Consider the following 25,945-nt stretch of genomic DNA (forward strand, 5'->3'; position numbering starts at 1 on the left):
CCCTGAATGCCGGATGGCGCTCACGCGTATCCGGCCTACTCGGGATTGAACACCGGAAAACGTATGTCACACACACTTGCACTCCATCCTGTGAAAAAGCGGGATGCGATATTCCTTTGGGTTTTACTCGGCTGGCTGGCATTCGTTCTGCTGCCGAGCTGGAGCCTGGATTACGGTCTGCTGGAGTCCACGAGCGATGAAATCCTCGAGGCCTACGGCTGGTCACGGTTCAATATCAGTTGGCTCTGGTATCTGCTGCCGAGCCTGCTGCTGGTACGCCCGTTCCACGAAGCCAGACGCGAACAGCGCAGCCGCCACACCCTCGATGCGGGCTGGGCGCTGTTGTGTATGGCGTTTATCGTCATCAGCGCCACCGTTGAAGGGCGCGGTTTAGGCTACGCCACTATCGTGCTGTTTGTCGCGCTGGGGGCGATCATGACGCTGGCGCTGACCCGCCTCGAATGGCTGGGCGGCGACCGGTTTGTGATCGGTTCGCTGGTCACTATCGTGGCGCTCATCGGCATCTTTATCGTCTGGCCGAGCATCGCCATTTTCATCCCAATGTTCACCAACGACGCCGGGGAGTTCGCGCCGCTGGCGTTTATGAATGTGCTGTCGCAGGCGCATATCATTCAGGTGATCCTCAACTCTATCGCCCTGTCGATTGCGGTAGGTATCGGCTGTACTTTCTTCGGTCTGGTACTGGCGATTTATACTACCCGCATCGCTCAGCGAAGCGCCATTATTGGGCGTATCTTTTCGATTCTGCCGATCGTCACACCGCCGTTTGTGGTGGGGCTTGGCGTCACGCTGATGATGGGCCGTTCCGGCTATGTGACCGAATTAATGGTCGACTGGTTCGGGTTGACGAACACCAACTGGCTGTACGGATTTACCGGCATCTGGCTGGCACAGGTGCTGGCGTTTACCCCAATGGCGTTTATGATCCTCGACGGCGCGATCAAAACCATTCACCCGTCGCTGGAAGAAGCGTCATATACCCTGCGCGCCAGCCGCTGGCAGACGTTTAACGGCGTGTTTGTCCCACTGCTGAAACCGGCGCTGGCGAACGCCTTCCTGATTGTCATCGTGCAGTCGCTGGCCGACTTCAGTAACCCGTTGGTGCTCGGCGGGAACTTCGACGTGCTGGCAACGCAAATTTACTTCTACATCACCGGCTCACAGCTTGATTACCAGGCCGCCAGTACGCTGGGTGCGTTCCTGCTGCTGTTCTCGCTGCTGGTGTTCTGCGTACAGTACATGTGGATTGGCAAGCGCTCTTACGTCACCGTTTCCGGGAAATCGTACCGTGGCGACGTCCAGCCGCTGCCGGTGACGCTGGTCTGGAGCGTGGTGGCTATTCTGGCGATATGGATTGCCTTTAACGCCCTGCTCTATGGCAGCATTTTCTACGGCAGCTTCACCGTGAACTGGGGCGTGGACTACACCCTGACGCTGGATAACTTCATCAAACTGTTTGGTCAGGGGATGAGTGACGGCGCATGGCCTTCGCTGCTCGATACCCTGTTGTATGCCGGGATTGCCGCGCCGATCACCGCCGCCTTCGGTCTGCTGATCGCCTGGATTGTGGTGCGCCAGCAGTTCAAAGGCAAAAAGACCATCGAGTTCACCACCATGTTGTGCTTTGCCGTACCGGGCACCGTGGCGGGCGTTTCGTACATCCTTGCCTTTAACAGCGCTCCGGTATACCTCACCGGCACGGCGGCGATTGTCATTATCTCGATGGTGATGCGTAACGTCCCGGTCGGTATTCGCGCCGGGATCGCCGGACTCGGCCAGATCGATAAATCACTGGACGAAGCCTCGCTCAGTCTGCGTGCCGGGAGCTTACGCACCATCACGCACATTCTGTTGCCGCTGCTGCGCCCGGCCATTCTCTCGGCGCTGATCTACAGCTTCGTGCGCGCCATCACCACCGTCAGCGCGATTGTCTTCCTCGTCACCCCGGACACCCGCGTGGCAACGGCCTACATTCTGAACCGCGTGGAAGACGGCGAGTACGGCGTGGCGATTGCCTATGGGTCGATTCTGATCGTGGTCATGCTGGCGATTATTTTCATCTTTGACTGGCTGATTGGGGAAGCGCGTATTTCCCGGTCTAAAGCCAAAAACCAGGCGTAATGGAGCGCACTATGAGTCAGAAAAATTTCGTTGAACTGCGCAACGTCACTAAACGATTCGGCAGCAACACGGTTATCGACAATATCAATCTCACCATCCCGCAAGGGCAGATGGTGACGCTGCTTGGCCCGTCCGGCTGCGGCAAGACCACCATTCTGCGCCTGGTCGCCGGTCTGGAAAAACCGAGCGAAGGTCAAATTTTTATTGATGGCGAAGACGTCACTCATCGTTCTATTCAGCAGCGCGATATTTGTATGGTGTTCCAGTCGTATGCTCTGTTCCCGCATATGTCGCTGGGGGAAAACGTCGGCTACGGTCTGAAGATGCTGGGCGTGTCGCGCGCCGATGTGAAGACGCGGGTGAAAGAGGCGCTGGCAATGGTCGATCTGGAAGGATTCGAGGACCGCTATGTTGATCAGATCTCCGGCGGTCAGCAGCAGCGCGTGGCGCTGGCGCGCGCGCTGATCCTCAAACCGAAGGTGCTGTTATTTGACGAACCATTGAGTAACCTCGACGCCAACCTGCGCCGCAGCATGCGCGATAAGATCCGCGAGCTGCAAAAGCAGTTTGATATCACCTCGCTATACGTTACCCACGATCAGAGCGAAGCCTTTGCGGTTTCCGACACCGTGCTGGTGATGAACAAGGGGCATATCATGCAGATAGGCTCGCCGCAGGATCTCTATCGCCAACCCGCCTCCCGTTTTATGGCGAGCTTTATGGGTGACGCCAACCTGTTCCCGGCGACCTTCAGCGAAGCCTCTGTTGATATCTTTGGTTATCGCCTGCCTCGCCCGGCGCACTTTGTGGCTCAGGGCACCGGCACCGTTGGCGTCAGGCCGGAAGCGATCACCTTAAGCGATCGCGGAGAGGAGAGTCAGCGCTGTGTGATTCGTCATGTCGCCTATATGGGACCGCAGTATGAAGTCACGGTGGAGTGGCACGGACAGGAGATCCTGTTACAGGTCAACGCTACACGCCTGCAGCCGGATGTCGGTGAGACGTACTATCTGGAAATCCACCCGTACGGCATGTTTGTGTTAGCGGATGCGGCATGATGCAATGCCGGGTAAGGCATCAGCCACACCCGGCACAAACTCAACGTTGCGCGTTCAGCGCGGCAATATCCTCTGGCGTGGTGCGACAGCACCCGCCAATCAACTTCGCCCCGGCCGCCTGCCACTGCGGCAGGTAATCCGCCAGGCGCGCACACGATTCATCATGATGATGCCAGCTTTTGCTGCTCGCATCGTAATGCTCTCCGCTGTTCGGATAGACCACCAGCGGCAGCGCCGTTATCCCGTGCAGATGCTGCAAAGCGGCGGTGGCCTGTTGCAGGGCAATACAGTTTATCCCCACCGCCACCGTCTGCGGATAGTGTTCGAGAAACGTCACAACCTCGCGTAGCGGCGTGCCGTCGCTCAGATGCTCGCTGTCGCGCAGGGTAAAAGAGTACCACGCTCGCGCACGCGGATATGCGGTTAACAACGCCGCCAGTGTCTGAATCTCGGCAAAATTTGGTAGCGTTTCGCAGGCCAGCAGATCGACTCCGGCATCCAGCAACGCCTCCACGCGCGGACGGTGAAACGCCTGAAAATCTTCGCCGCTCAGCGTGTAATCTCCGCGATACTCCGAGCCATCAGCCAGAAATGCGCCGTAAGGCCCAACCGAACCGGCGACCAGCAGCGTGCCCGCCTGCGGATTTTCTGCCAGATACGCCTCACGCGCTTTACGCGCCAGCTCGACACTTTTCCCAATCAGCGCTTTCGCCTGCGCCTCATCAAAGCCGCAGGCGGCAAATCCCGCTGGCGTCGCCTGATAGCTGGCGGTGATGGCGCACTGCGCCCCCGCCCGAAAATAGTCAAGGTGCACTTCGCGGATAAGCTCCGGGTTTTCCAGCAGAATTTTCGCTGACCATAGGCTGTCGACTAAATGGCACCCACGCGCTTCCAGCTCCGTCGCCAGAGCGCCATCCAGCAACAGGAAATCCTGCTTATCCAGGAGGGCGCTTAACGGATTATATTGCGACATGATAAGGCTCCTGTTTTGCGAACGAGAACAGTCACCATAACACAGCGCCAGCGACGGGGATCCGCGCTCGCACGCAATTCCCGACATACCGTCAGCGTTGCACCAGTCGTAAAAACCCGCGCCGGGCGCTTAATGCAGGATCAGGAGTCACAATCAGATACAGAATGGGTCGCCAGCTCATAACACCTCCACTTCATGGGGTTATCTACACTCTGGCAGGGGCAAAGCAGCCTGACACTAAGACAAAAGTAGGAATGCTGTGCTATTGCTCATACCACAACGTGCGGGGCAAGTAAGAGAGAAACAGCCCTCCCGGCAAAAAAGCCGGGAGGGCTGGAGGCACATCATAAGGCTAGAACTGGTATTTGATTCCCAGCACGCCGCTCGTATCGCGAAAACCGTTATGACCCATTTGTTGCGCAACGTTGCCCCAGACGCTCAGGTCCCGGGTCAACCGCCCCTCGACGCCCACCTTCACTTCACCGACGTTTCGACTTCCCTGCAGGGAGGTGCTCGTGTCATTCATCCTGACGCCGTACTGCTTCGAGTTGTGTATCCAGTTCGCCTCGATAAAGGGTTCAAACTCGCGTACGGTTCCTTTTTCCGCGGCGCTTTTACCATTGACGTAAAGACGCATGCCCAGACGGGTCTGAATATTGTTGTCGCCCTGCCCCTGAACCCGCGTGCCGTTTTTCTCTGTATGGTCGTTAGCTTTCACCCCCATCCAGGTGACCTGTGCCTGTGGGCGAAGATACACGTTGCTTTCTATGTCGTCTGCTGCCATGAATGACCCCAGATGGAAGGCGTAACCCGATTCCAGCGACGCCGTCAGCCCCTTGCTTTTATAGCTTTCCTGAGCAATCTCATCACCTTTAACCGTATTGTCAAACCAGTTATAGAGTACCCATGAATCGACATACAGGCCGGTTTTATCCACGGCGTTCTGATACCAGGTTCCGTACAGACCCGCGCTGTAGCCGCTCACCTCACCATGAGAATCGTAGCCTGACAGGCTGTTATGGATGTCGTTATCCTGCTTACCATAGCCTGCCATTACGCCCAACTGATAGCCATCCGTGCCGTTCACACTCCCCTGCAACAACGCGCCGCCGATCTGCACAACAACGCGGTTAGAAGACGATGTGTTCTGATCGTCCGACATCCGCCCCTTGCTGTGCCCGCCTGACGTACGCAGCCACAGACTGGTCATATGCCGTTCCCCGGTAGCAGGGTCGGTATACCAACCTCCCTGACGGTCCTGCAGTCGGGTGTTAAACAGCGTATTCGCTGCCGCCAGGTTGCTGGCATAGCTTCCCCCCTCAGGGCGATAGAGGTTGACCGCATCCGAGGGTTCGCCCGGCGCAGGCCGATCGTTATCAATGACATCAGGGGAATCATCAGGAACAGGCGTATCCGCCAAATGGGTTAAATACCAGTTATTCCTGTCACTGCCGGCAGCCGTTCCCTGCTTCACGTGATATTCATAGCTTCCCGCCACGATACGACCTCGTTGCACAAAGGCCTCTGGCGTTGAACTGCCGGTCTCAATAATTTTAATCCCTTCATGCAGCAAGGCTCCTGAGCCATTCTCATTGTTAACATGCACATAGGTCGTGCCGGTCGCGTTGCCGGTAATCACCAGCTTATCCGTCAGGCTGTTGTCGCCGCCGAGAACGGTGCCCAGCGAAAGCGTACCGCCATTACCCGCATAGTCACCATTGATGGTTAATGTATTCCCGGCGCTGGTCACGCTGTTGTTAAGAATGATATTGCCGCTATTCGTCACATCGCCCGTCAGCATGACGTTGAGAGGTGAGGAAGGCGGAACACCATAATCATCAATCAGCAAGGTGCCACGGTTCTCCAACGCGTTGACGGTCTGGCTGTTGCCGTTAAGGTTAAGCGTCCCTTCCTCGCCGACGATGACGCCGGAGGTACTGGCAAATGCATTCGACGTGGTCGTCTTCAGCATGCCTTCACTGACAAAAGTCGACCCCGTATAGGTATTTTCCGCTGACAGTATCAGCGTGCCTTCTCCCGCTTTGGTCAGGCTTTTACCATCCCAGGCCGGATTGACCTGCACCGTATTGTCCGCCAGCGCGACGCCGAGATCGAAGGTTCTGCCCTCATCAAGCGTGAACGTTCCGTGCGCATCCGAATCCAGCCCGTTCCAGTACAGAGAGTACTTAATGACTCGAGAACCTGCGTTGATATAAGCAAAGTCCGGCTGGTTCATGCCTGCCACGAGGGCATTACTGTAAGAAAAAGCGCCCGTAATCCCGTTTGTGGTTTCAACCAGAAGAATGTCCTGCATATCCCAGTGGGTAATGTTGGCGTTAAGCGAGGCGTTGTCGCCAACAGTAAGCGATGCCGCCTTGAGGCTGACGTCACTGCCAAGGGTGAGCGCTGCCCCATCGGCAAACGAAGCATTACCGGAAAATTCAATCGGCTGTTCAGCCAGCGTCACGCTGGCCGCCTGACCCACCGTCAGATTACCGTTGATGGCTCTGTTTGCTTCATCATTACTGACGATCTGCAACGTTGTCGCGCCATCGGCCAGCCTGATATCGCCGGTGATAGTCGAGTCGGTATTCAGTGTCAGCATGTTGTTGCCGCCGGTAAGACTGATAGCCGCGCCAGCTTCGCCACCGCTCGAGTACGGAGCACCGCCGGTAATCACGCGGTTATTGATTATCGTCAGGTTACTGCCGGATATCGCTGCGCCACCTGCACCGTTAGTGCCACCGTTTCTGCCATTGCTGGCTCGCCCTCCTACAATAGAGCCGGTATTCATAATCGTCAGACTGTCGCCGACGATTCCGGTACCACCGTTACCACCGTTGTTGCTATCACTGCCAGCGCCACCGTAGGATCCCTCGCCACCGACGATCGAACCGCTGGCCATATTGGTTATAGTCAGATGATTACCGTATATGCCTGCACCACCGTCTGCGCCATCGGGGCCTGTTGTCTGACCGCCTGAAAAACCCCCATCACCACCGGTAACCGATCCCGCATTGGTGATTGTCATATTATTACCCAGTATTCCCGCGCCCCCTGCGCTGGGCATCCCGGCACCGCCGGCATCGTCCAGACCGCCATAGCCGCCTTCACCGCCGGTCACGGAACCACCGGCTAAATTGTTAATGGTCATATTGCTGCCGGATATTCCCGCGCCAGCATTGCCGGCATTCTCTCCGTAGCCAAACCCTCCTTCGCCCCCGACAATGGATCCGCCGTTGGTGATTCTCAGGTCGGTACCCGATATCGCATCGCCACCTGCGCTGCCGGATTCGCCTCGACCACCCGTAATTGACCCACGGGCAATATTATCAATCACCATATTACTGCCGGATATTCCGGCGCCGGCATTGCCACCTTCAGCCCCATCATAGCCATAGCCCCCTTCGCCACCAAGAATAGCGCCGCTGTTGGTTATGGTCAGCGCAGAACCCGAAATGGCATCGCCTCCCACGCCACTGGAATCGCCTTCACCACCGGTAATACGGTAAGTATTGATAATCGTCAGGTCAGTGCCGGATATTCCAGCACCGCCAATACCGCTCCTACCGCTGTAGTCATCATAACCGTAACTGCCATCGCCTCCGGTGATAGCACCATCGTTGGTTATCATGAGGCTGTTACCTGAGATACCCGCACCGCTAGCGGAATATCTGTCCCCTTCGCCACCGGTGATAGAGCCAGTACGAGAATTGGTTATCGACAGGTCAGAACCCGAGATTCCCACCCCCCCTGTGCCACTGCTGCTAACGCTATAGCTCCCATCACCACCCGTAATTGCTCCGCCGTTAGTGATGGTTACATTATTACCGGTCATTCCGTCAGCACCGTCGCCGCCAGCGTAGCCATTACCGCCTTTAATCGTGGTGCCGCTGCCAACGCTTACGCTGTTATCCGCCGCGGTCGTTTCTGGGTTCGGCGATAAGGCATACCCGGCTCCGGCGCCTTCACTGCCGCCGCTAATCCCGTGAGTCCCTGTGTTGGATTGCGCCGTATAAGGAAATGAGCCATCAACATGAATCGTGGCACCGATTACCAGTCCAGGGGAAATAAAGAGTGAAGCAAGCAATAACGCTATTTTATTTTTATTAAAATGTTGCATAAATAAATCCTTTGTTAGTTTCTACAACATTTAATTCATTTCAATGCATTATTTAGACAATAAATAAGCCTGAAAAAACTAACGAGTAAGAAAAACAGTGAATATTTAAATTATGGAATTTCGCTTAACACTGAATGGGTAGCAAGCATAGTATTTGAAAACTACCGAACTTCCGTTATAGAGTAAATAGCAAAAGAAAAGTAACGAATAATTCTTAAATAACTTTATGCTTTAATAAATAAGAACATTAACAACACAAAATCAACAAGTTAGTTAGAATTCAAATCGCCATAGCATTAATATAGAGACAATCACTTAAGCAACAGCATCAATTTAATTCTTGATAAAAACAGGCTGTTACCTCTCGTACTCGACAATATAAAGCGGTACATTTATAAATCCTTAAATTTCTTTATTTCATCTGCAACCAACAAATAAACTGGGAAATGTAGAAGCGGTATTCTGATTTGGCACAAATTCCCTCTATTGGCCCAATCCCATCGGTATTCGCCCATTTGCCCACATTCAGCTTCTGGTCAACACTCTACGATGACACCACTGGCCCCCTCACGTGGAGTATCACTATGAACATTACCCATATTCGCAACGCCACCCAGTTGATTACCTTTGGCGGCAAAACCTTTCTGATCGATCCGATGCTCGCCCCGCAGGGCGCGTATCCCGGTTTTCCCGGCACGGCGCGGGCCGACATCCGTAATCCGACGGTGGAACTTCCGTGCGACATCAACACCCTGTTGCAGGCGGATGCTCTGATCGTCACCCATCTTCATGCGGACCACTGGGACGAGGTCGCCACAAAGGTCGTGCCGAAAGACAAGCCGATATATGTGCAAAACGACCAGGATGCGCAAATCCTGCGGGAACAGGGTTTCAGCCAACTCACCGTGCTAACGGACGAGAGCCGATTAGGTGAGGTAACCCTGCGCAAAACGGGCGGTCAGCACGGTTCCGACCGGCTGTACGCCATTCCCGCCATGGCCGAGCGGATGGGCGATGCCTGCGGGGTAATCTTCCAGCATCCTCAAGAAAAAACGCTGTATCTGGTTGGCGATACGATCTGGCGCGATGAGGTTGAAAGCAACTTCATCGCCTTCCAGCCGGATGTGGTGGTCCTGAACGCCGGGTTTGCCCACGTGATCGGTTTTGGCGCGATTATCATGGGCGCAGAAGATGTGCTGAAAACCCACTTCGTTCTGCCCGACGCGCAGATTGTGGCTGTTCACATGGAGGCGATAAACCACTGCCTGCTAACACGCGCGGCGCTCAGGGAATACGCGCGCGATAACCAGATTGCAGAATACGTACGGGTGCCGGAAGATGGAGAAACCCTGACGTTTTAATCCCCAGTCGAGGAGTGGTATGCGCCCTGTTACCGTCGCGATCGTCGCCGTTGAAGATTTTAGTCCGTTTCACTTCTCAGTGCCGTGCATCATGTTCAGTGAAAAAGCGGCAACGAAGAAACGCTTTGAGGTGCAGATTTGCGCAGAAGTACCCGGCGTGGTCACCTCTGTTGAAGGCTTTTCCGTTACTGCCCGCCAGGGATTTGCAGCGCTGACAGGGGCTGATATCGTGATTGTTCCCTGGTGGGGGACGACCGCGATTCGCCCACCGCAGTCGCTACTCGATGCGCTGGTTCAGGCCCGGCAAAACGGCGCCCAGGTGGTCGGGTTATGCCTTGGCGCATTTGTTCTCGGTTACGCAGGACTGCTCGACGGCAGACGCGCCGCTACCCACTGGGAGTTTGAAGCCGATTTTCAGACGCGTTTTCCCGCCGCGCGCCTGGATATCAACGCCCTGTACGTCGACGATGATGGCATCATCACCTCGGCCGGTACCGCCGCTGCGCTAGACTGTTGTCTGTATCTCATTCGCCAACGGTTTGGCAGTTCGGTGGCGAATCAGATTGCGCGCCGGATGATTGTGCCACCGCATCGCGAGGGGGGGCAGGCGCAGTTTATTGCCCAACCGGTGGCGAAAAACACCCAGGATCAACGGATTAACGGCCTGCTGGAGTACCTTCGCCAGCATAGCCACGAACAGCACGATCTGGACTCGCTGGCGCAAAAGGTGATGATGAGTCGCCGCACTCTGACCCGTCATTTTATGAAAGCCACTGGCTCAAGCGTTGCTGAATGGCTGATTGCTGAACGTCTGCGCCGCAGCCAGGAACTACTGGAATCCTCCCGGCTGCCCGTCGAACGTATCGCCACAGAGGTCGGTTTTCTGTCTCCAGTGACCTGGCGACAGCATTTTAAGTCCCGCTTCGGCGTCAGCCCGGCAGAATGGCGAAAAACCTTTCAGGGTGTAACGCAAGCAGATTCTGAGTGAGAGACCTCACTCATTCCTCTTTCTCACCTTTACAGGCTTTCACCGCACACCGTATCTTCAGCAACCTGTGAACGAACAAACTGCGCAACAGGATGCCTCCATGACCTTCAGCACGAATTCACTCGCCGCCGTACTGGCCCGACGCGACTGGGAAAATCCCGGCGTCACGCAGCTAAACCGTCTGGAGGCGCATCCTCCTTTTGCCAGTTGGCGCAACGCGACTGATGCGCGTCACAATACCGCCTCATCTTCCGTTCGCAGTCTGAACGGCGCGTGGAAATTTATCTGGTTCGCCTCGCCGGAAGCGGTGCCGGAACGTTGGCGTCTGGGCGATCTGGACGATGCCGATACGATCGCGGTGCCATCAAACTGGCAGTTGCTCGGCTATGACGCCCCCATTTATACCAACGTGACCTATCCGATCCCGGTGGATCCGCCGTATGTGCCGCATGAAAATGCGACAGGATGTTATTCGCTCACCTTTACAATCAGCGAAGCTGAAATACGTGATGGACAGACGCGAATTATCTTTGATGGCGTAAATTCCGCTTTTCATCTCTGGTGCAACGGGCTTTGGGTGGGCTACGGTCAGGATAGTCGCCTGCCGTCGGAATTTGATCTCAGTGAGTTTCTGGTCAGCGGTGAGAACCGTCTGGCGGTGATGGTGCTACGCTGGAGCGACGGCAGCTATCTGGAAGACCAGGATATGTGGCGAATGAGCGGCATTTTCCGCGATGTCTCCCTGTTAAACAAACCCGCCACGCAAATCAGCGACTTACGCATCACTACCCACCTCAACGAGGATTTCAGCCGGGCAATCTTTGCCGCCGAGGTCAGAATGCGTGGAGAATGCCGTGACACTCTGCGCGTGACCGTTCAACTGTGGGATGGCGACGAGCTGACGGGCGAAATCACCGCGCCTTTTGGCAGCGAGATCGTTGATGAGCGCGGAGCCTATGGCGATCGCACGACGCTGCGTCTGCATGTCGATCAGCCTTCACTGTGGAGCGCCGAAACACCGCATCTTTATCGCGCAGTTGTGCTGCTCCATACGGCGGATGGCACACTGCTTGAAGCCGAGGCCTGCGATGTCGGCTTCCGGAAGGTGTGCATTGAAAATGGCCTGCTGTTGTTGAACGGTAAGCCACTGCTGATTCGCGGCACCAACCGTCATGAACATCATCCTGAAAACGGTCAGGTGATGGACGAAGAGACAATGGTGCAGGACATCATTCTGATGAAGCAGAACAACTTTAACGCCGTGCGCTGCTCCCACTATCCGAATCATCCGCGATGGTACACGCTCTGCGATCGCTATGGTCTGTATGTGGTGGATGAGGCCAACATCGAAACCCACGGCATGGTGCCGATGAATCGCCTGAGCGACGACCCGACCTGGCTGCCCGCCATGAGCCAGCGCGTGACGCGCATGGTGCAACGCGATCGCAACCATCCGAGCATTATTATCTGGTCGCTGGGGAATGAATCGGGTCACGGCGTCAACCATGACGCGCTGTATCGCTGGCTGAAATCAGACGATCCGTCACGCCCGGTGCAGTATGAAGGTGGCGGCGCGGACACGGCGGCAACGGATATAATTTGCCCGATGTATGCGCGCGTCGATCAGGATCAGCCGTTCCCGGCAGTGCCGAAGTGGTCAATCAAAAAATGGCTGTCGCTGCCCGGCGAACAGCGCCCGCTGATCCTCTGCGAATATGCCCACGCGATGGGTAACAGCCTCGGCGGATTCGCCAAATACTGGCAGGCGTTCCGCCAGTACCCGCGCCTGCAGGGCGGCTTCGTCTGGGACTGGGTCGATCAGTCGCTGATTAAATACGATGACGAAGGCAACCCCTGGTCCGCGTACGGCGGCGACTTTGGCGACACGCCTAACGATCGCCAGTTCTGTATGGACGGGCTGGTGTTTGCCGACCGCACGCCGCATCCGTCGTTGTTTGAGGCGAAGCACGCACAACAGTTTTTCCAGTTCACGTTGCTGCCTGGCGCGCAACGTCAGATTGAGGTCACCAGCGAATATCTGTTCCGCCATAGCGACAACGAGATCCTGCACTGGACCCTCGCTCTGGATGGCAACCCAGTTGCCACCGGGGAGGTCACGCTGGATATCGCGCCGCAGGGTCGTCAGCGCATCACCCTGCCGGACATCACACAGCCTGACGCGGCAGGTCAGCTCTGGTTGACGGTGCGCGTGGAACAACCGCAGGCAACCGCCTGGTCGCCTGCCGGACACATCAGCGCCTGGGAGCAGTGGCCGCTGGAGGAAAAACTGAGCGTCGTATGCTCACCGCGCGCCAGTACTGCGCCACAGCTCAGCGTCAGCGACGCCGCGTTTACCGTCACGCTCGGCCATAAGCGCTGGGAATTCTGCCGCCAGCAGGGCACGTTAACGCAATACTGGATTGGCGATGAAGCCCAGTTACTGACGCCACTGCACGATCAATTTACCCGCGCGCCGCTGGATAACGATATTGGTATCAGTGAGGTGACAAGGATCGATCCTAATGCCTGGGTTGAGCGCTGGAAAGCCGCCGGGCATTACCAGGCGCAGGCGGTGTTGCTGCAATGCGAAGCCGATACCCTTGCAGACGCGATTCAGGTAGCCACCGTTCACGCCTGGCAGTATCAGGGTGAAACCTTGTTTATCAGCCGTAAAGCCTGGCGCATCGACGGCCACGGCGAAATGCAGATCGCCGTTGATGTCGATGTTGCCAGCGGCACGCCGCATCCGGCACGTATCGGTCTGACCTGCCAACTGGCGCAGGAAGCAGAACGGGTGAACTGGCTGGGGCTTGGTCCGCATGAAAACTACCCGGATCGCCTGTCTTCGGCCTGTTTTGACCGCTGGGATTTATCACTGGATGAGATGTATACCCCTTACGTTTTCCCCAGTGAAAACGGCCTGCGTTGCGGTACGCGTGAACTGAAGTACGGTGCGCACGTCTGGCGCGGTGATTTTCTTTTCAACATCAGCCGATTCAGCCAGAAACAACTGATGGAGACCAGCCATCGACATCTGCTACAACCGGAGGCCGGGGCCTGGCTGAATATTGATGGTTTCCATATGGGCGTCGGCGGCGACGACTCCTGGAGTCCTTCGGTGTCGCCGGAATATCAGCTGAGCGCCGGGCGTTATCACTATCGTGTAAGCTGGAGCTAAGTGCCTGATGGGCGGCTTAAGTTGTAGGCCGGGTAAGGCCTACAACAGTCCAGGTAAAAAACTTTATGATAGAGATGATTATATTGTTGAAAAACGTGAAACAACATTGAAATGGAAGAGAGCTATTCAGATACTACTAACAAAAGATAGTCTTGCTGAGATTAGTTGATAATGGAAAAGGTTCGAGAATTTTAATTTACCAGACCAATAAACCCACTAACTTATATTTACCACCTGAATTTCCAATAGAGTGATTCACGGTTTTTTTTTCGAATATGCGGATAGAGTCACAATGAAAGTCACAAAAATAGTCTGATATCAAACTCTGATAATTCATACGAGAGTTTACATTGTGAGATCATTTGACAGGCATTTTGAAGGTTTTTTATTATCACCGGGAGATCGAACAAGTTGTGGCGGTTATATAGTAGAGAGTAAAGAACGCTATATTCTTGATGGCATGGAAATAGTATATGAAATGGATGAATATATATGCGGGGTGAATGGTCAAAAATATGAGATTAAAGGTGGTGTACCTAAAGGTTCACGGATTGAAAGAGGGAAAGAACCATTTCGTCGGACTTACTTAAGTTCCTGGGATAGTGATATAGATTTGGAAGGGCGAAAAGTAGAACCTCCATCAGTGTCGATAAAGCGGCTTAATGAAGAAAGTTTTTTATACAGGAGGAAACCCGATTCTCTTCGGGATTTTGAAAACGGATTTGGCTTTGAACATAACAGATTTCTCGGAAGTGTGGGAGGAACGATTAATCTCAGAAAAAAAACAATCGTTAATGAGGAAAAAGGAGGTATTTTTTCACATAGAATGTCTCATTTTCAATTCCGAACCAGGATAAGTAACGAATTATATAATCATTACTTAGCAATGGGGCATGATATGTCTCAATACGAGACGGAAATTATCTGTTCGCTGGCTGGTTCAGCACATAGCAGCGGTACATGTCCTTGCCATTGTCGATTTATACCCCATTTAAATATTGCATACAGATATGATAATTATATTTTAGCAAGCTATGAATCAGCAAACAGACCTCAAAATTCCACACCTCCAGTTCACGCAACAAGAAAGATTTCAGAGACCAGACAATCAGTTGAACCGGGTTTTTGTGTAGTACCAGAATTGACGACACCCAAATCATATGAATATGAGTTAATGGTTAATCCACCAACAGGAGTAAAAGAGTTATATCATCAGTTGAATCCGGAAAAAAAGAAAAAGCCCGGTTCAATCTTAGTTGTTGCTGACCCACTATCCAGGTCATCTGAAAAAATTGCGCAAGTACAAACAGCAAGGGACAAAATTGATAAAGCACTTGAGCCGCTGACTAATGAGGAAGCTAAATTATTGTATGAAAACAGAACCTCGATAGATATTTTCTCATCTAATTTATATAGTGATGCTTTAGGACAAAGCGGAGATATCTTAGGTTACATAAAGGATGCTGGCGGGGGTTATTATGAAGAAATAAATAAAATACTAAACGAAATTCAGGAGCTTTATAAAATAACATATCGCCAAAATTCCGGTCTCATTTCTGGAGAGGAGTTTTTCGGTCAACGAGAAAGATTATTTAAAAAGTTAGATGTTCTTTTGAATCAATTTTCAAAAGAACAATTGGATTTAAAACAATACGAACAAATAAAACAAGCATTGGGTTTATCCACAAAATCCATTATGCATAAGTGGGATCAAACCGGAGTGAAAGATATCGAGGGATATGCAAGCTATATAGAAAAATCCGCAAAACTAATCAAAATAATGAGAACAACAGGCTATGTCGGTATTGGTCTTGATTTTGCGAGTTATACAACTAACGTTTATGAGGCCTGCGCAAAGGGGCGAGAGAGCGAATGTAGAAAAGCAGCGATAACTGAGTATAGTAAATTCGGTGGTAAACAGGGAGTGGGTATTACTGCGGGAGGTATCGCTGGGCCTGCAGCAAGGAGTGTATGTCTGTGGGCGCTGGGGCTTCTCACATCAGAAGCAGGCGCGGTCGGAGCGGGACTATGCCTGGTGACAGGTATCGGTACGGGAATTGTAGCTGGAAAAATGGCAGTGAAAACAGGTGAAAGATTGGGGGGGCGTTTGGGAGGCGCTATTAATGACGCGATAAATAATAATCCAGATAAATTAACCCATTCACCCGATACGTTTAATGAAGAATCAGGCTTATTAATATATGAAAAACTTTTTGATAGAAAACTTCGATAATATACAGTTGTTATTTAGTGTGGCTTTTTTCTTCAGTTTTGTTGTATTATTATTTGTTTCATATGTAATTAATAAAGATAGTTATGGAAAAATCGTGGAATTATATGAGGAAAAATTTGGCCATTTACCTATGACAGCGCGTATGGCAAGGGGGGCAAGTTTGATTGGTTCCCCGGCAGCATATCATGCAAAAATTGGTTTTATAATGGGCAGCCTAATATTTCCATATAATCGTGTTACAAATCATGATATGAACATAGAAGGATATAGATTTATTCGCAGTTTACCTGGTTATCTGATTACAGGTTTTAGAGTGGAAGCTGCCATTTGGTTCATATTGACTATACTATTATCTGGTTATATTTGCATTGAAACTATAGTGTAAATTGCAAGAAGGGACGTTATCAGAGTCCCTTCTTTAATTTTATTTCAATGCGCCATATATCTGGTCAACAATCCAGCCATATGTGGCCGCAGGTAATAACCCGCTCACAGAAGCATTCGAATTTATTTTAGGACCGGCTACTGGCGAATTGGGCCTGATATACCGCCCGCAGCAATTTGTTACTGTGCAAAGCCCTTAACAAAGGCATTAAATAAAGAACTATTTCATTGTATATAACTATTCCTGTAGGCCAGATAAGGCGTTTACGCCGCCCTATCGGGCCATCAGATTACTCCTCCATTGCCTGGCGGATTTGCTGCAGCGCCGCCGGATCGTCAAGCGTGGTGAGATCGCCCGGATCGCGGCCTTCGCAAATGGCCTGGATCGTGCGGCGGAGCATTTTGCCGGATCGGGTTTTCGGCAGTTGCGAAACAAACCAGACGTGGGCAGGACGACCAAAATTGCCAATCTGGCTGTCCACCAGCGCCATGATCGCCTTCTCTTCCGAATGCGCCACATCGCGGTCTTCCAGACTGTCGCTCTGTTTGGGAATGACAAATGCTACCGCCACCTGCCCCTTCAGCGCATCTTTTACCCCGACCACCGCCACTTCCGCCACGTTCGGATAGCTGGAGATACTCTCCTCGATTTCCCGTGTGCCCAGGCGATGCCCGGCGACGTTAATCACATCATCCGTGCGCCCCAGAATGAAGTAGTAACCGTCGGCGTCACGAATACCCCAGTCAAACGTGGCGTATACCTGACGATTGAACAGCGACCAGTAGGTATTCACAAACCGTTCATCGTCGCCCCAAATGGTCTGAATACAGCCGGGTGGCAGCGGCCCTTCGATCACCACCATCCCCTTCTCGTTGGCGCCGCAGGGTTCGCCGGTCATCTCATTGAGCAACTGCACGTTATAGCCATACATGGGCACGCCGGGACTGCCGAGGCGCGACGGCCGGTCATCCAGTGCCCGGGCCAGCGCCATAATCGGCCAGCCGGATTCGGTCTGCCAGTAATTATCAACAACCGGCACGCCCAGTGTTTCCGTTACCCAGCTTGCGGTCGGTTCGTCCAGCGGCTCGCCTGCCAGATAGAGCACCTCCAGCGAGGAGAGATCGTGATTGCGGATCTGCGCGGTCGGGAATTTTTTCAGCACGCGAATGGCGGTCGGTGCCGAGAACATCCGGTTGACCTGATATTTCTCGACGATCTTCCACCACACGCCGCAGTCCGGATACGTCGGCAGTCCTTCATACACAATGGTTGCCATCCCTGCCAGGAGCGGTGCGTAGACAATGTAGGAATGCCCGACAACCCAACCGATATCCGACGCGCAGAAGAACACGCCCCCCGCTTTGCCGCCAAAAATGGTCGCCATTGAGGTCGCCAGCGCCACGGCATAGCCGCCGACATCGCGCTGCACGCCTTTGGGTTTTCCGGTGGTGCCGGAGGTATAAAGAATGCAGGACGTTTCATTGGATTCCAGCCACGTCACCGGCACCGTGGCGCCGAGATGCTGCTGGCGCAACGTCGCAAAGTCGAGATCGCGACCGGCCACACGCGCCATTTTCGCCAGCCCGCGATCCACCAGTAACACCTGTTTCGGCTGATGTTGCGCCTGCTCGATCGCATCATCGAGCAGCTTTTTATAGGGCAACACTTTACCGCCGCGCGCCCCCGCATCGGCGGAGACAATCAGCACCGGCTTCGCGTCATCGATGCGCGCCGCCACGCTGTGCGAAGCAAAACCGCCGAACACTACCGAGTGGATCGCGCCAATCCGTGCGCAGGCCAGCAGCGTGATATGCGCCTCAGCGATCATCGGCATGTATACCAGAACCCGATCGCCGCGCTGCACGCCGAGCGATTGCAGCATTGACGCCACCACGTTCACTTCGTCATAGAGATGACGGAAGGTAAAGGTGCGCTCCTCTTCGGTCTCGGATGAGACAGCGATCAGCGCCAGCGCATCCGGTTGTTTCTCCAGCCAGCGGTCAATGGCGTTATGACACAGATTGGTGGTACCGCCGCAAAACCAACGGGCAAACGGCGGATGGCTGTGATCCAGCGTGCGGATAAACGGCTGCTGCCAGTCAATCCGCCGGGCCTGTTCGGCCCAGAATGATTCCGGTTGCGTAACAGAACGCTGATAAAATTCGCTAAAAGACATAACGCTCTCCTGTTGAACTTACGCCTGATGAAGCGGGTTCTAGATGACATAAAGGTCCATGTACTCATTGACCGGCATCTGCTCCAGGCGAGTTCTGTCCAGGGAGACCTCCAGGATGCGCTGCTGTTGGCGAGTCGGGAACTGGCGCGCCAGGTTAATTTTGAATTTTTCGATCAGTTTCGGGATCCCGTCGGTACGGCGACGTGCATGGCCAATCGGGAACTCCACGACCACCTCGTCAAACTGTGAACCGTCAGTGAATTCCAGGGTGATCGCATTGGCGATGGCGCGTTTTTCCGGATCGTGATAGTCCGCGGTAAACGCCGGATCTTCAACACAACGGATCTTCTCGCGCAGGGAATCGATTCGCTTGTCCTGTGCCACGCCGTCCTCATAATCCGCCGCCGTTAAGCGTCCGAACAGCAGCGGGATCGCCACCATATACTGAATACAGTGATCGCGATCGGCCGGGTTATTCAGCGGCCCCTGCTTATCAATGATGCGAATGCAGGCTTCGTGGGTGCGAATGGTCACTTTTTCGATATCTGCAGCGCTTTTACCTGCTGCCTGCATTTGCGCATACAGCGTCATTGCCGCTTCAACCGCCGTCTGAGAGTGGAACTCCGCCGGGAACGAAATTTTGAACAGCACGTTTTCCATTACGTAGGAGCCGTATGGACGCTGGAAGCGGAACGACTCGCCTTTGAATGAGACGTCATAAAACCCCCAGGTTTTCGCCGTCAGCGCTGACGGATAACCCATCTCACCGGTTTTCGCCATCAGCGCCAGACGCACCGCGCGCGAGGTCGCATCGCCCGCCGCCCAGGATTTACGCGTGCCGGTATTCGGCGCATGGCGATAGGTGCGCAGCGACTGTCCGTCGACCCACGCCAGCGACACCGCGTTGAGGATCTCATCACGCGTTAGCCCCAGCATTTCAGCCACCACGGCGGTGGAGGCCACTTTGACCAGCAGAACGTGGTCAAGCCCCACGCGGTTAAAGGCGTTTTCCAGCGCGATACAGCCCTGAATTTCGTGGGCCTTAATCATTCCGGTCAGCACGTGTTTCATGGTCAACGGCGCTTTACCCGCCGCGACCGCGTTGCGTGAGAGCCAGTCCGCTGTCGCCAGGATCCCGCCGAGGTTATCGGAAGGGTGGCCCCACTCCGCCGCCAGCCAGGTGTCATTGAAGTCGAGCCAGCGGATCATCGCGCCAATGTTAAACGCGGCCTGTACCGGGTCGAGCTGAAACTGGGTACCCGGCACGCGCACGCCGTTGGGCACCACGGTCCCCGGAACAATCGGCCCCATCAGCTTTTTACAGGCCGGATATTCCAGCGCTTCCAGACCACAGCCCAATGTATCAAGCAGACAGTAGTGGGCGGTGTCATACGCCACCGTTGACGCTATCTCGTAGTTGACGACGTAATCCACGATATCAACGATTTCACGATCGAATTCCGGGCGAACATTTAAAATTTGAGCGGACATAAGGTACGTTTCCTGTTTTTTTATCTTTAGAGGTAATGAATTACTGACGCTGATCGATCGGCACAAACTCACGATCGTCCGGGCCGGTATAGTTGGCGGAAGGACGAATGATTTTGTTGTCCTGGCGCTGTTCAATAATGTGTGCCGCCCAGCCGGTGACGCGGGCGATAACAAACAGCGGGGTAAACATTTCGGTGGGAACGCCCATCATGTTGTAGGAGACCGCCGAGAACCAGTCGAGGTTAGGGAACATCTTCTTCGTCTCCCACATCACCTCTTCCAGACGATCGGCAATGTTGTACATCTTCAGCGAGCCCCCCTCTTCGGAAAGCTGCTTCGCCACACGTTTGATGACCTGATGACGCGGATCGGCAATGGTATAAACCGGATGACCAAAACCAATCACCACTTCTTTGTTTTCCACGCGCTTACGGATATCGGCTTCGGCTTCGTCCGGCGTTTCGTAGCGCTGCTGAATCTCCAGCGAGACCTCATTCGCCCCGCCGTGTTTCGGACCGCGCAGTGCACCAATCGCGCCGATAATGGCCGAGTAAACATCCGATCCGGTGCCGGCAATCACGCGGCTGGTAAAGGTGGAGGCGTTGAACTCATGCTCGGCGTACAGCACCAGCGAAATGTGCATTGCTTTTTCCCAGCTCTGCGTCGGTTTTTCGCCGTGCAACAGGTGCAGAAAATGGCCGCCGATAGAGTCGTCATCGGTTTCTGGCTGAATACGCTCGCCGTTGTGACTGTAGTGATACCAGTAGAGCAGGATGGAACTGAGCGAGGCCAGCAGCTTATCGGCAATATCACGCGCGCCGGAAACGGTGTGCCCCTCTTTTTCCGGCAGCGTACAGCCCAGCGCCGATACGCCGGTGCGCATCACGTCCATCGGATGCGATGCCGCTGGCAGCGCTTCCAGTACGGTACGGACGTTAGCCGGTAATCCGCGCAGCGCTTTGAGTTTACTTTTGTATGCCTGAAGTTCGTCACGGGTCGGGAGTTTGCCGTGAATCAGCAGATGCGCGACTTCTTCAAATTCGCACTGCCGGGCGAGATCGAGAATATCGTAGCCGCGATAGTGCAGATCGTTGCCGCTTTTGCCGACGGTGCACAGCGCGGTATTGCCCGCCGGTACGCCGGACAGCGCGACGGATTTTTTAGGCTTAATAACATGGGTATTATTTTGCAGGATCGTTGTGTCGCTCATGTTGTCCTCATCATTATTGTCATATGTAGGGTACTGAGGGTTTTCGTCCAGGCCTGATAAGGCGTAGCCGCCATCCGGCCTACTTGATATACAACGCGTCGAGCTTCTCTTCGTACTGGTAGTAATTGATGCTTTCATACAGTTCGTTACGGGTCTGCATGATGTCGATAACGCTCTTTTGCGTCCCTTCCTGGCGCAGCACGTTGTAGACCTTTTCAGCAGCCCGGTTCATGGCGCGGAATGCCGAGAGCGGATAGAGCGCCATCGCCACGTTCGCACTGCGCAGTTCGTCGGTCGTGAACAACGGCGTAGCGCCAAATTCGGTGATATTGGCAAGAATCGGCACCTGGACTGCATCGGCAAACTGGCGGTACATCGAAAGCGCCGTGATCGCCTCCGGGAACAGCATGTCGGCGCCCGCTTCGACATAGGCCTGCGCACGATCGATCGCTGCGTCTAACCCTTCCACCGCCAGGGCATCGGTACGCGCCATGATCACAAAGTGGGGATCGGTACGGGCATCAACTGCCGCACGAATGCGATCGACCATCTCCTCTTTCGAAACAATCGCTTTATTCGGACGATGGCCGCAGCGCTTGGCGCCAATCTGATCTTCGATGTGTAGCGCCGCCGCCCCGGCTTTGATCATCGACTTGACGGTGCGCGCAACGTTAAACGCCGACGAACCAAAGCCGATATCAGCATCCACCAGCAGCGGGAGCGGACAGACGTCGGTGATGCGGCGAATGTCGGTCAAGACGTCGTCCAGGGTGGAGATGCCCAGATCCGGCAGTCCCAGCGAACCGGCCGCGACGCCGCCGCCCGAAAGATAAATCGCCTGATACCCGGCGCGCTGGGCCAGCAACGCATGGTTGGCGTTGATGGTGCCGACGATTTGTAAGGGGTTTTCTTTGGTGAGTGCAGCGCGAAATGCCTGACCCGGAGAATCCAGAGACATAGTCCATCCTCGTGTTATCAACTTGTAACTAACCGTTGATTCACATAAAGCAAGGGCTATGCCAAAGGCGCTTTGAAAGAGAGTGTTTTAAATAACCATCGATATAACAATAAGATAAACCACAGCATACCGCGATAAGCGAAAAAAAGCGTGTCAGCTAACGTTTCATGAAACGTCCCGACCGGTTTCATTGCAACAATTATGAAACAAGACTACACCCATTACTCTGTCCTTTTATTTTGGGTTGGCTATGGCGACGACAACGCTTCCCCCGCGGGTGAATGATGACAAACCGGTTATCTGGACGGTCTCGGTAACGCGACTGTTCGATCTGTTTCGCGACATCAGCCTGGAGTTTGATCATCTGGCGACCATCACCCCCATCCAGCTCGGTTTTGAAAAAGCGGTCACCTATATCCGTAAGAAGCTGACCACCGAACGCTGTGATGCGATCATCGCCGCCGGATCGAACGGCGCGTATCTGAAAAGTCGCCTGTCGATACCAGTTATCCTGATCAAACCCAGCGGGTTTGACGTTCTGCAGGCGCTGGCAAAGGCCGGAAAACTGACCGCCTCCATCGGCGTGGTGACCTACCAGGAGACACTCCCCGCGCTGATGGCTTTTCAAAAAACCTTCAACCTGCAACTGGAACAACGCAGCTATATCACCGAAGAAGACGCGCGCGGGCAGATTAACGAGTTGAAAGCAAACGGCATTGACGCAGTGGTTGGCGCGGGACTGATTACCGATCTGGCGGAAGAGGCAGGCATGACCGGTATCTTTATCTATTCCGCCGCCACGGTGCGTCAGGCCTTTAGCGATGCGCTGGACATGACCCGCCTGACCCAGCGTCGCCACGGTCATTATGCCTCCGATCAGGCGCTGCGCACCCGCTATGGGCTGGGGGATATTCGTGGCGAGTCCGCACAGATGGAACAGGTGCGCCATACCATTATGCTGTATGCCCGTTCACCCGCCTCTGTCCTGATTCAGGGGGAAACCGGCACCGGGAAAGAACTGGCAGCCCAGGCCATTCACCGCGAGTTTTGTACGCGTCCTGGCACGCGCGGCGACAAAACGGCGCATCCGTTCGTCGCGGTGAATTGCGGGGCGATCGCCGAATCGTTGCTGGAAGCGGAGCTGTTTGGCTACGAGGAAGGCGCCTTTACCGGATCGCGACGCGGTGGTCGTGCCGGGCTGTTTGAAATCGCCCACGGCGGAACGCTGTTTCTCGATGAAATCGGCGAAATGCCGTTGCCGCTGCAAACCCGACTGCTGCGCGTGCTGGAAGAAAAAGAGGTCACCCGGGTGGGTGGACATCACCCCATTCCGGTGACAGTGCGGGTGATTAGCGCCACCCACTGCAATCTGGAAGACGAGATGAAACGCGGGCAGTTTCGTCGCGATCTGTTTTATCGCCTGAGTATTTTACGTCTGTCGTTACCGGCTCTACGGGAGCGCCCCGCCGATATCCTGCCGCTGGCGGAAGGTTTTTTAAAACAATCGCTGGCCGCGCTCTCCGTACCATTTACCGAGTCGGTGCGCGCCGGACTGGCGCAGAGTGCCGGTGCGCTGTTGCACTATCAGTGGCCGGGAAATATTCGCGAATTGCGCAATATGATGGAACGGCTGGCACTGTTTTTAAGCGTTGAACCGATGCCACAACTGAATGAACATTTATTACAGCAGATACTGCCGGAACTGGCGGAGAACGAATCGCCGTCATCCCCTTCGCCTTCCGCTACGCCACAGCAGGTGCTGGCGCAGTTTAACGGCGATAAGCGCGCCGCCGCGCGTTATCTGGGGATCAGCAGAACCACATTCTGGCGACGGCTGAAGGAATGAACGGCCGGATGGCGACACACAGCGTCTTACCCGGCCTACACATTTCACCTGGCCAGCGCCATCCGGCACGCTTACGAATTACTTTTTCTTGTAGATATTGGCAGTGCCATGAATTTTGTTGTCGGTTTGACCGGAAGTCAGCACGACCACATCAGCCCCTTTCTCATCCGCTTTTTTGAGCAGATCTTCTTTCGCATCCTGAGTGGACGTTTCATTGCTGGTATTGATGTTGCCAATCAGGGTGTACTGCGACTCCACCTTCTCAAACTCAGCTTTTGTTAACAGCTCCGCTGCAAACGCATTTGTCGCCACAAAAGCCAACGCACCAATCAAGAGTTTATATCCAGTTTTCATAGAGAAGCTCCAGGTTATGTTATGACGCTATCATCACCGCTGAATCCATGCCGCTGTTCAGGGATGATTAATAACTAGTTCAGCTTCCAGAAAAAATCCAGAGGCCTTTCAGTGATAGGTTGCTTTTGTGGTTTCGGCCTGCTCAGTACTTTTTTGCATACTACGGTAAAGTTAAGTCACTTTCTGCATATAAATAAAATAATGACCGATACCCCCGTCTTTTAATAAATCTCTCATTATTGCGTAAATATGCATAACCCTGTTCAGAACAACTCCGCTTAAGATTATTATCAAAACCCTTTCCAGCTTATTGGCAATAATCTCAACATCGACAAAAAACATTCAGATTAATACCAATGTAAAAATTGACGTTCATCAAAACAATGATAATTAGCCAGCCTAAAATTCTTAAAAAACATTATTCCCGTCCGCAATTAAACATATTAAAGCGATACTCACACTAATGTTAATCCTTCGCATCTATTCAGTCTACCTTATCAAAAGCCTCGCCTATCCTGTTGTTTTCCGCCTTATATTTGCATTATTCCTGGAGGGATAGCCAAAAGCAATAAACATTTGTAATCAAATAATTAGCCATCACTTAAATATTTTCACTCTGTTAACGACGGTTAATAGACTCAGCCTATCAATATCGAATGCAAGCCTGCGGCAAAACGATTACGCTATATCGCCAACGGCAAATAATATTAAAAATCATCAGAATTTTATTTGCATGAGCAACCCGACAAATAGCCGTGTATTCAGCACTGGCTTTTATGGCTTATGCCTGGATGTAATATTTAAATCTTAAGGAAGAGTCAATATATGAAAATAAATGCACAGTGTTTCCCTGAAACTCTATTAGCCATTGCAATTTCCATGGCTTTAACGTCCACTGCGGTAGCCAATAATAATATTTCCCCACCAACAGGTGTGGGGGATACTGTCATTATTAATAATGGACAAAATATTACGCTTTCCGCCACGGAAAATACCGACCCCGCATGGAATAACTTCCGCAGTCTTTGGGTGGGTGATAACTCCGACGGCTCACTGCTGATCGATGGTCGGGCTATCACCACCGCCGCCGGTATGATCGGTAATGGCGCAAACGGCAGCGTGACGCTGACGAATGGTGCGACCTGGACACTGGGCAATTTGAATCTGGTACTCGGGACCCATGATGGTTCAGGTACGCTGCTGGTGAATAACGGCAGTAAAATCAGCGGCATTGATGAATTGCGCATTGGAGAATATGCCGCAAACGCGCAGGGAACGGTTACCATCGATGGCGCAAATTCGTCCGTCTCTTCCGTCTGGAGCGTGGTCGGCGATCAGGGGCGCGGTAACCTGGTGATTACCCGCGGCGGAACCCTCTCCTTAAGCGAACACATGAACATTGGCTACGTCGGCAATACGAGTAACACCAGTCGTAATGGCTACGGTGTCGCCCTCGTGGACGGTGAAAA

Annotated in this window: 15 protein-coding genes and 2 pseudogenes; 9 read left to right on the forward strand and 8 right to left on the reverse strand. The window is 53.6% G+C overall.

Annotated features, from left to right (window positions below):
- Nucleotides 1-63: 63 nt before the first annotated feature.
- Both OGW13_RS09610 and fbpC read left to right on the forward strand, forming a co-directional pair.
- Complete coding sequence (locus tag OGW13_RS09610) at nucleotides 64-2,142, forward strand: ABC transporter permease (protein ID WP_044259080.1); 2,079 nt, start codon at nucleotides 64-66, stop codon at nucleotides 2,140-2,142.
- A gap of 11 nt (nucleotides 2,143-2,153) precedes the next feature.
- Entirely contained in the window at nucleotides 2,154-3,200 is a 1,047-nt protein-coding gene (gene fbpC, locus OGW13_RS09615) for a ferric ABC transporter ATP-binding protein (RefSeq protein ID WP_043001655.1), read from the forward strand.
- A 40-nt stretch (nucleotides 3,201-3,240) separates the two neighbouring features.
- Here fbpC and mmuM read toward each other — a convergent pair whose 3' ends face one another.
- Nucleotides 3,241-4,173: a homocysteine S-methyltransferase gene (gene mmuM / locus OGW13_RS09620; protein ID WP_109739924.1), complete on the reverse strand. Its 933-nt coding sequence runs from the start codon at nucleotides 4,171-4,173 to the stop codon at nucleotides 3,241-3,243.
- 352 nt (nucleotides 4,174-4,525) lie between these two features.
- Nucleotides 4,526-8,296, reverse strand: a complete 3,771-nt coding sequence (locus tag OGW13_RS09625) for an autotransporter outer membrane beta-barrel domain-containing protein (protein WP_287116007.1) — start codon at nucleotides 8,294-8,296, stop codon at nucleotides 4,526-4,528.
- Nucleotides 8,297-8,880: 584 nt separating this feature from the next.
- Between OGW13_RS09625 and OGW13_RS09630 the strand changes: the two genes are divergently transcribed.
- From OGW13_RS09630 to OGW13_RS09650, 5 genes are all read left to right on the forward strand, one after another.
- Entirely contained in the window at nucleotides 8,881-9,657 is a 777-nt protein-coding gene (locus OGW13_RS09630) for an MBL fold metallo-hydrolase (protein WP_109739922.1), read from the forward strand.
- Between the two features lie 19 nt (nucleotides 9,658-9,676).
- Nucleotides 9,677-10,645: a GlxA family transcriptional regulator gene (locus OGW13_RS09635; protein ID WP_054176052.1), complete on the forward strand. Its 969-nt coding sequence runs from the start codon at nucleotides 9,677-9,679 to the stop codon at nucleotides 10,643-10,645.
- Between the two features lie 100 nt (nucleotides 10,646-10,745).
- Nucleotides 10,746-13,823 carry a beta-galactosidase gene (locus OGW13_RS09640; RefSeq protein ID WP_109739921.1) on the forward strand — a complete coding sequence of 1,026 codons (3,078 nt, stop codon included), beginning with the start codon at nucleotides 10,746-10,748 and terminating at the stop codon, nucleotides 13,821-13,823.
- Between the two features lie 352 nt (nucleotides 13,824-14,175).
- On the forward strand, nucleotides 14,176-16,056 hold the full coding sequence (locus OGW13_RS09645) for a PAAR domain-containing protein (protein ID WP_287116010.1): 1,881 nt from the start codon (nucleotides 14,176-14,178) through the stop codon (nucleotides 16,054-16,056).
- Complete coding sequence (locus OGW13_RS09650; RefSeq protein WP_109739919.1) at nucleotides 16,025-16,441, forward strand: hypothetical protein; 417 nt, start codon at nucleotides 16,025-16,027, stop codon at nucleotides 16,439-16,441. Before OGW13_RS09645 ends, OGW13_RS09650 begins: the two co-directional genes overlap by 32 nt.
- A gap of 39 nt (nucleotides 16,442-16,480) precedes the next feature.
- Here the strand turns inward: OGW13_RS09650 and OGW13_RS09655 are convergent.
- The 5 genes and pseudogenes from OGW13_RS09655 to prpB form a co-directional block, all read right to left on the reverse strand.
- Nucleotides 16,481-16,597 (reverse strand): annotated as a pseudogene (locus tag OGW13_RS09655) (hypothetical protein); the annotation flags it as partial.
- Between the two features lie 133 nt (nucleotides 16,598-16,730).
- Nucleotides 16,731-18,617, reverse strand: coding sequence for a propionate--CoA ligase (gene prpE, locus OGW13_RS09660; RefSeq protein ID WP_109739918.1), 1,887 nt, complete (start codon nucleotides 18,615-18,617; stop codon nucleotides 16,731-16,733).
- Between the two features lie 39 nt (nucleotides 18,618-18,656).
- A complete protein-coding gene (locus tag OGW13_RS09665; protein ID WP_044327221.1) occupies nucleotides 18,657-20,108 on the reverse strand; it encodes a bifunctional 2-methylcitrate dehydratase/aconitate hydratase in 1,452 nt (483 codons plus the stop codon).
- A gap of 40 nt (nucleotides 20,109-20,148) precedes the next feature.
- Nucleotides 20,149-21,318, reverse strand: coding sequence for a bifunctional 2-methylcitrate synthase/citrate synthase (gene prpC / locus OGW13_RS09670; RefSeq protein ID WP_043001662.1), 1,170 nt, complete (start codon nucleotides 21,316-21,318; stop codon nucleotides 20,149-20,151).
- Between the two features lie 79 nt (nucleotides 21,319-21,397).
- Entirely contained in the window at nucleotides 21,398-22,276 is an 879-nt protein-coding gene (gene prpB, locus OGW13_RS09675) for a methylisocitrate lyase (RefSeq protein ID WP_043001663.1), read from the reverse strand.
- Between the two features lie 250 nt (nucleotides 22,277-22,526).
- On the opposite strand from prpB, the gene prpR reads away from it, so the two are divergent.
- Complete coding sequence (prpR, locus tag OGW13_RS09680) at nucleotides 22,527-24,122, forward strand: propionate catabolism operon regulatory protein PrpR (RefSeq protein WP_044259079.1); 1,596 nt, start codon at nucleotides 22,527-22,529, stop codon at nucleotides 24,120-24,122.
- Nucleotides 24,123-24,200: 78 nt separating this feature from the next.
- On the opposite strand, the gene yahO is transcribed toward prpR, so the two are convergent.
- Complete coding sequence (gene yahO, locus OGW13_RS09685) at nucleotides 24,201-24,476, reverse strand: DUF1471 family periplasmic protein YahO (protein ID WP_043001665.1); 276 nt, start codon at nucleotides 24,474-24,476, stop codon at nucleotides 24,201-24,203.
- A gap of 879 nt (nucleotides 24,477-25,355) precedes the next feature.
- On the opposite strand from yahO, the pseudogene OGW13_RS09690 reads away from it, so the two are divergent.
- Nucleotides 25,356-25,945: pseudogene (locus tag OGW13_RS09690) on the forward strand (autotransporter outer membrane beta-barrel domain-containing protein); the annotation flags it as partial.

The sequence above is a fragment of the Citrobacter sp. Ca225 genome (assembly GCF_030337175.1).
GTDB classification, from domain to species: Bacteria; Pseudomonadota; Gammaproteobacteria; order Enterobacterales; family Enterobacteriaceae; genus Citrobacter_A; species Citrobacter_A amalonaticus.

Coding starts and splice junctions, on each gene's coding strand:
- OGW13_RS09610 (WP_044259080.1), top strand. CDS start 64: ATGTCACACACACTTGCACTCCATCCTGTGAAAAAGCGGGATGCGATA.
- fbpC (WP_043001655.1), top strand. CDS start 2,154: ATGAGTCAGAAAAATTTCGTTGAACTGCGCAACGTCACTAAACGATTC.
- mmuM (WP_109739924.1), bottom strand. CDS start 4,173: ATGTCGCAATATAATCCGTTAAGCGCCCTCCTGGATAAGCAGGATTTC.
- OGW13_RS09625 (WP_287116007.1), bottom strand. CDS start 8,296: ATGCAACATTTTAATAAAAATAAAATAGCGTTATTGCTTGCTTCACTC.
- OGW13_RS09630 (WP_109739922.1), top strand. CDS start 8,881: ATGAACATTACCCATATTCGCAACGCCACCCAGTTGATTACCTTTGGC.
- OGW13_RS09635 (WP_054176052.1), top strand. CDS start 9,677: ATGCGCCCTGTTACCGTCGCGATCGTCGCCGTTGAAGATTTTAGTCCG.
- OGW13_RS09640 (WP_109739921.1), top strand. CDS start 10,746: ATGACCTTCAGCACGAATTCACTCGCCGCCGTACTGGCCCGACGCGAC.
- OGW13_RS09650 (WP_109739919.1), top strand. CDS start 16,025: ATGAAAAACTTTTTGATAGAAAACTTCGATAATATACAGTTGTTATTT.
- prpE (WP_109739918.1), bottom strand. CDS start 18,617: ATGTCTTTTAGCGAATTTTATCAGCGTTCTGTTACGCAACCGGAATCA.
- OGW13_RS09665 (WP_044327221.1), bottom strand. CDS start 20,108: ATGTCCGCTCAAATTTTAAATGTTCGCCCGGAATTCGATCGTGAAATC.
- prpC (WP_043001662.1), bottom strand. CDS start 21,318: ATGAGCGACACAACGATCCTGCAAAATAATACCCATGTTATTAAGCCT.
- prpB (WP_043001663.1), bottom strand. CDS start 22,276: ATGTCTCTGGATTCTCCGGGTCAGGCATTTCGCGCTGCACTCACCAAA.
- prpR (WP_044259079.1), top strand. CDS start 22,527: ATGGCGACGACAACGCTTCCCCCGCGGGTGAATGATGACAAACCGGTT.
- yahO (WP_043001665.1), bottom strand. CDS start 24,476: ATGAAAACTGGATATAAACTCTTGATTGGTGCGTTGGCTTTTGTGGCG.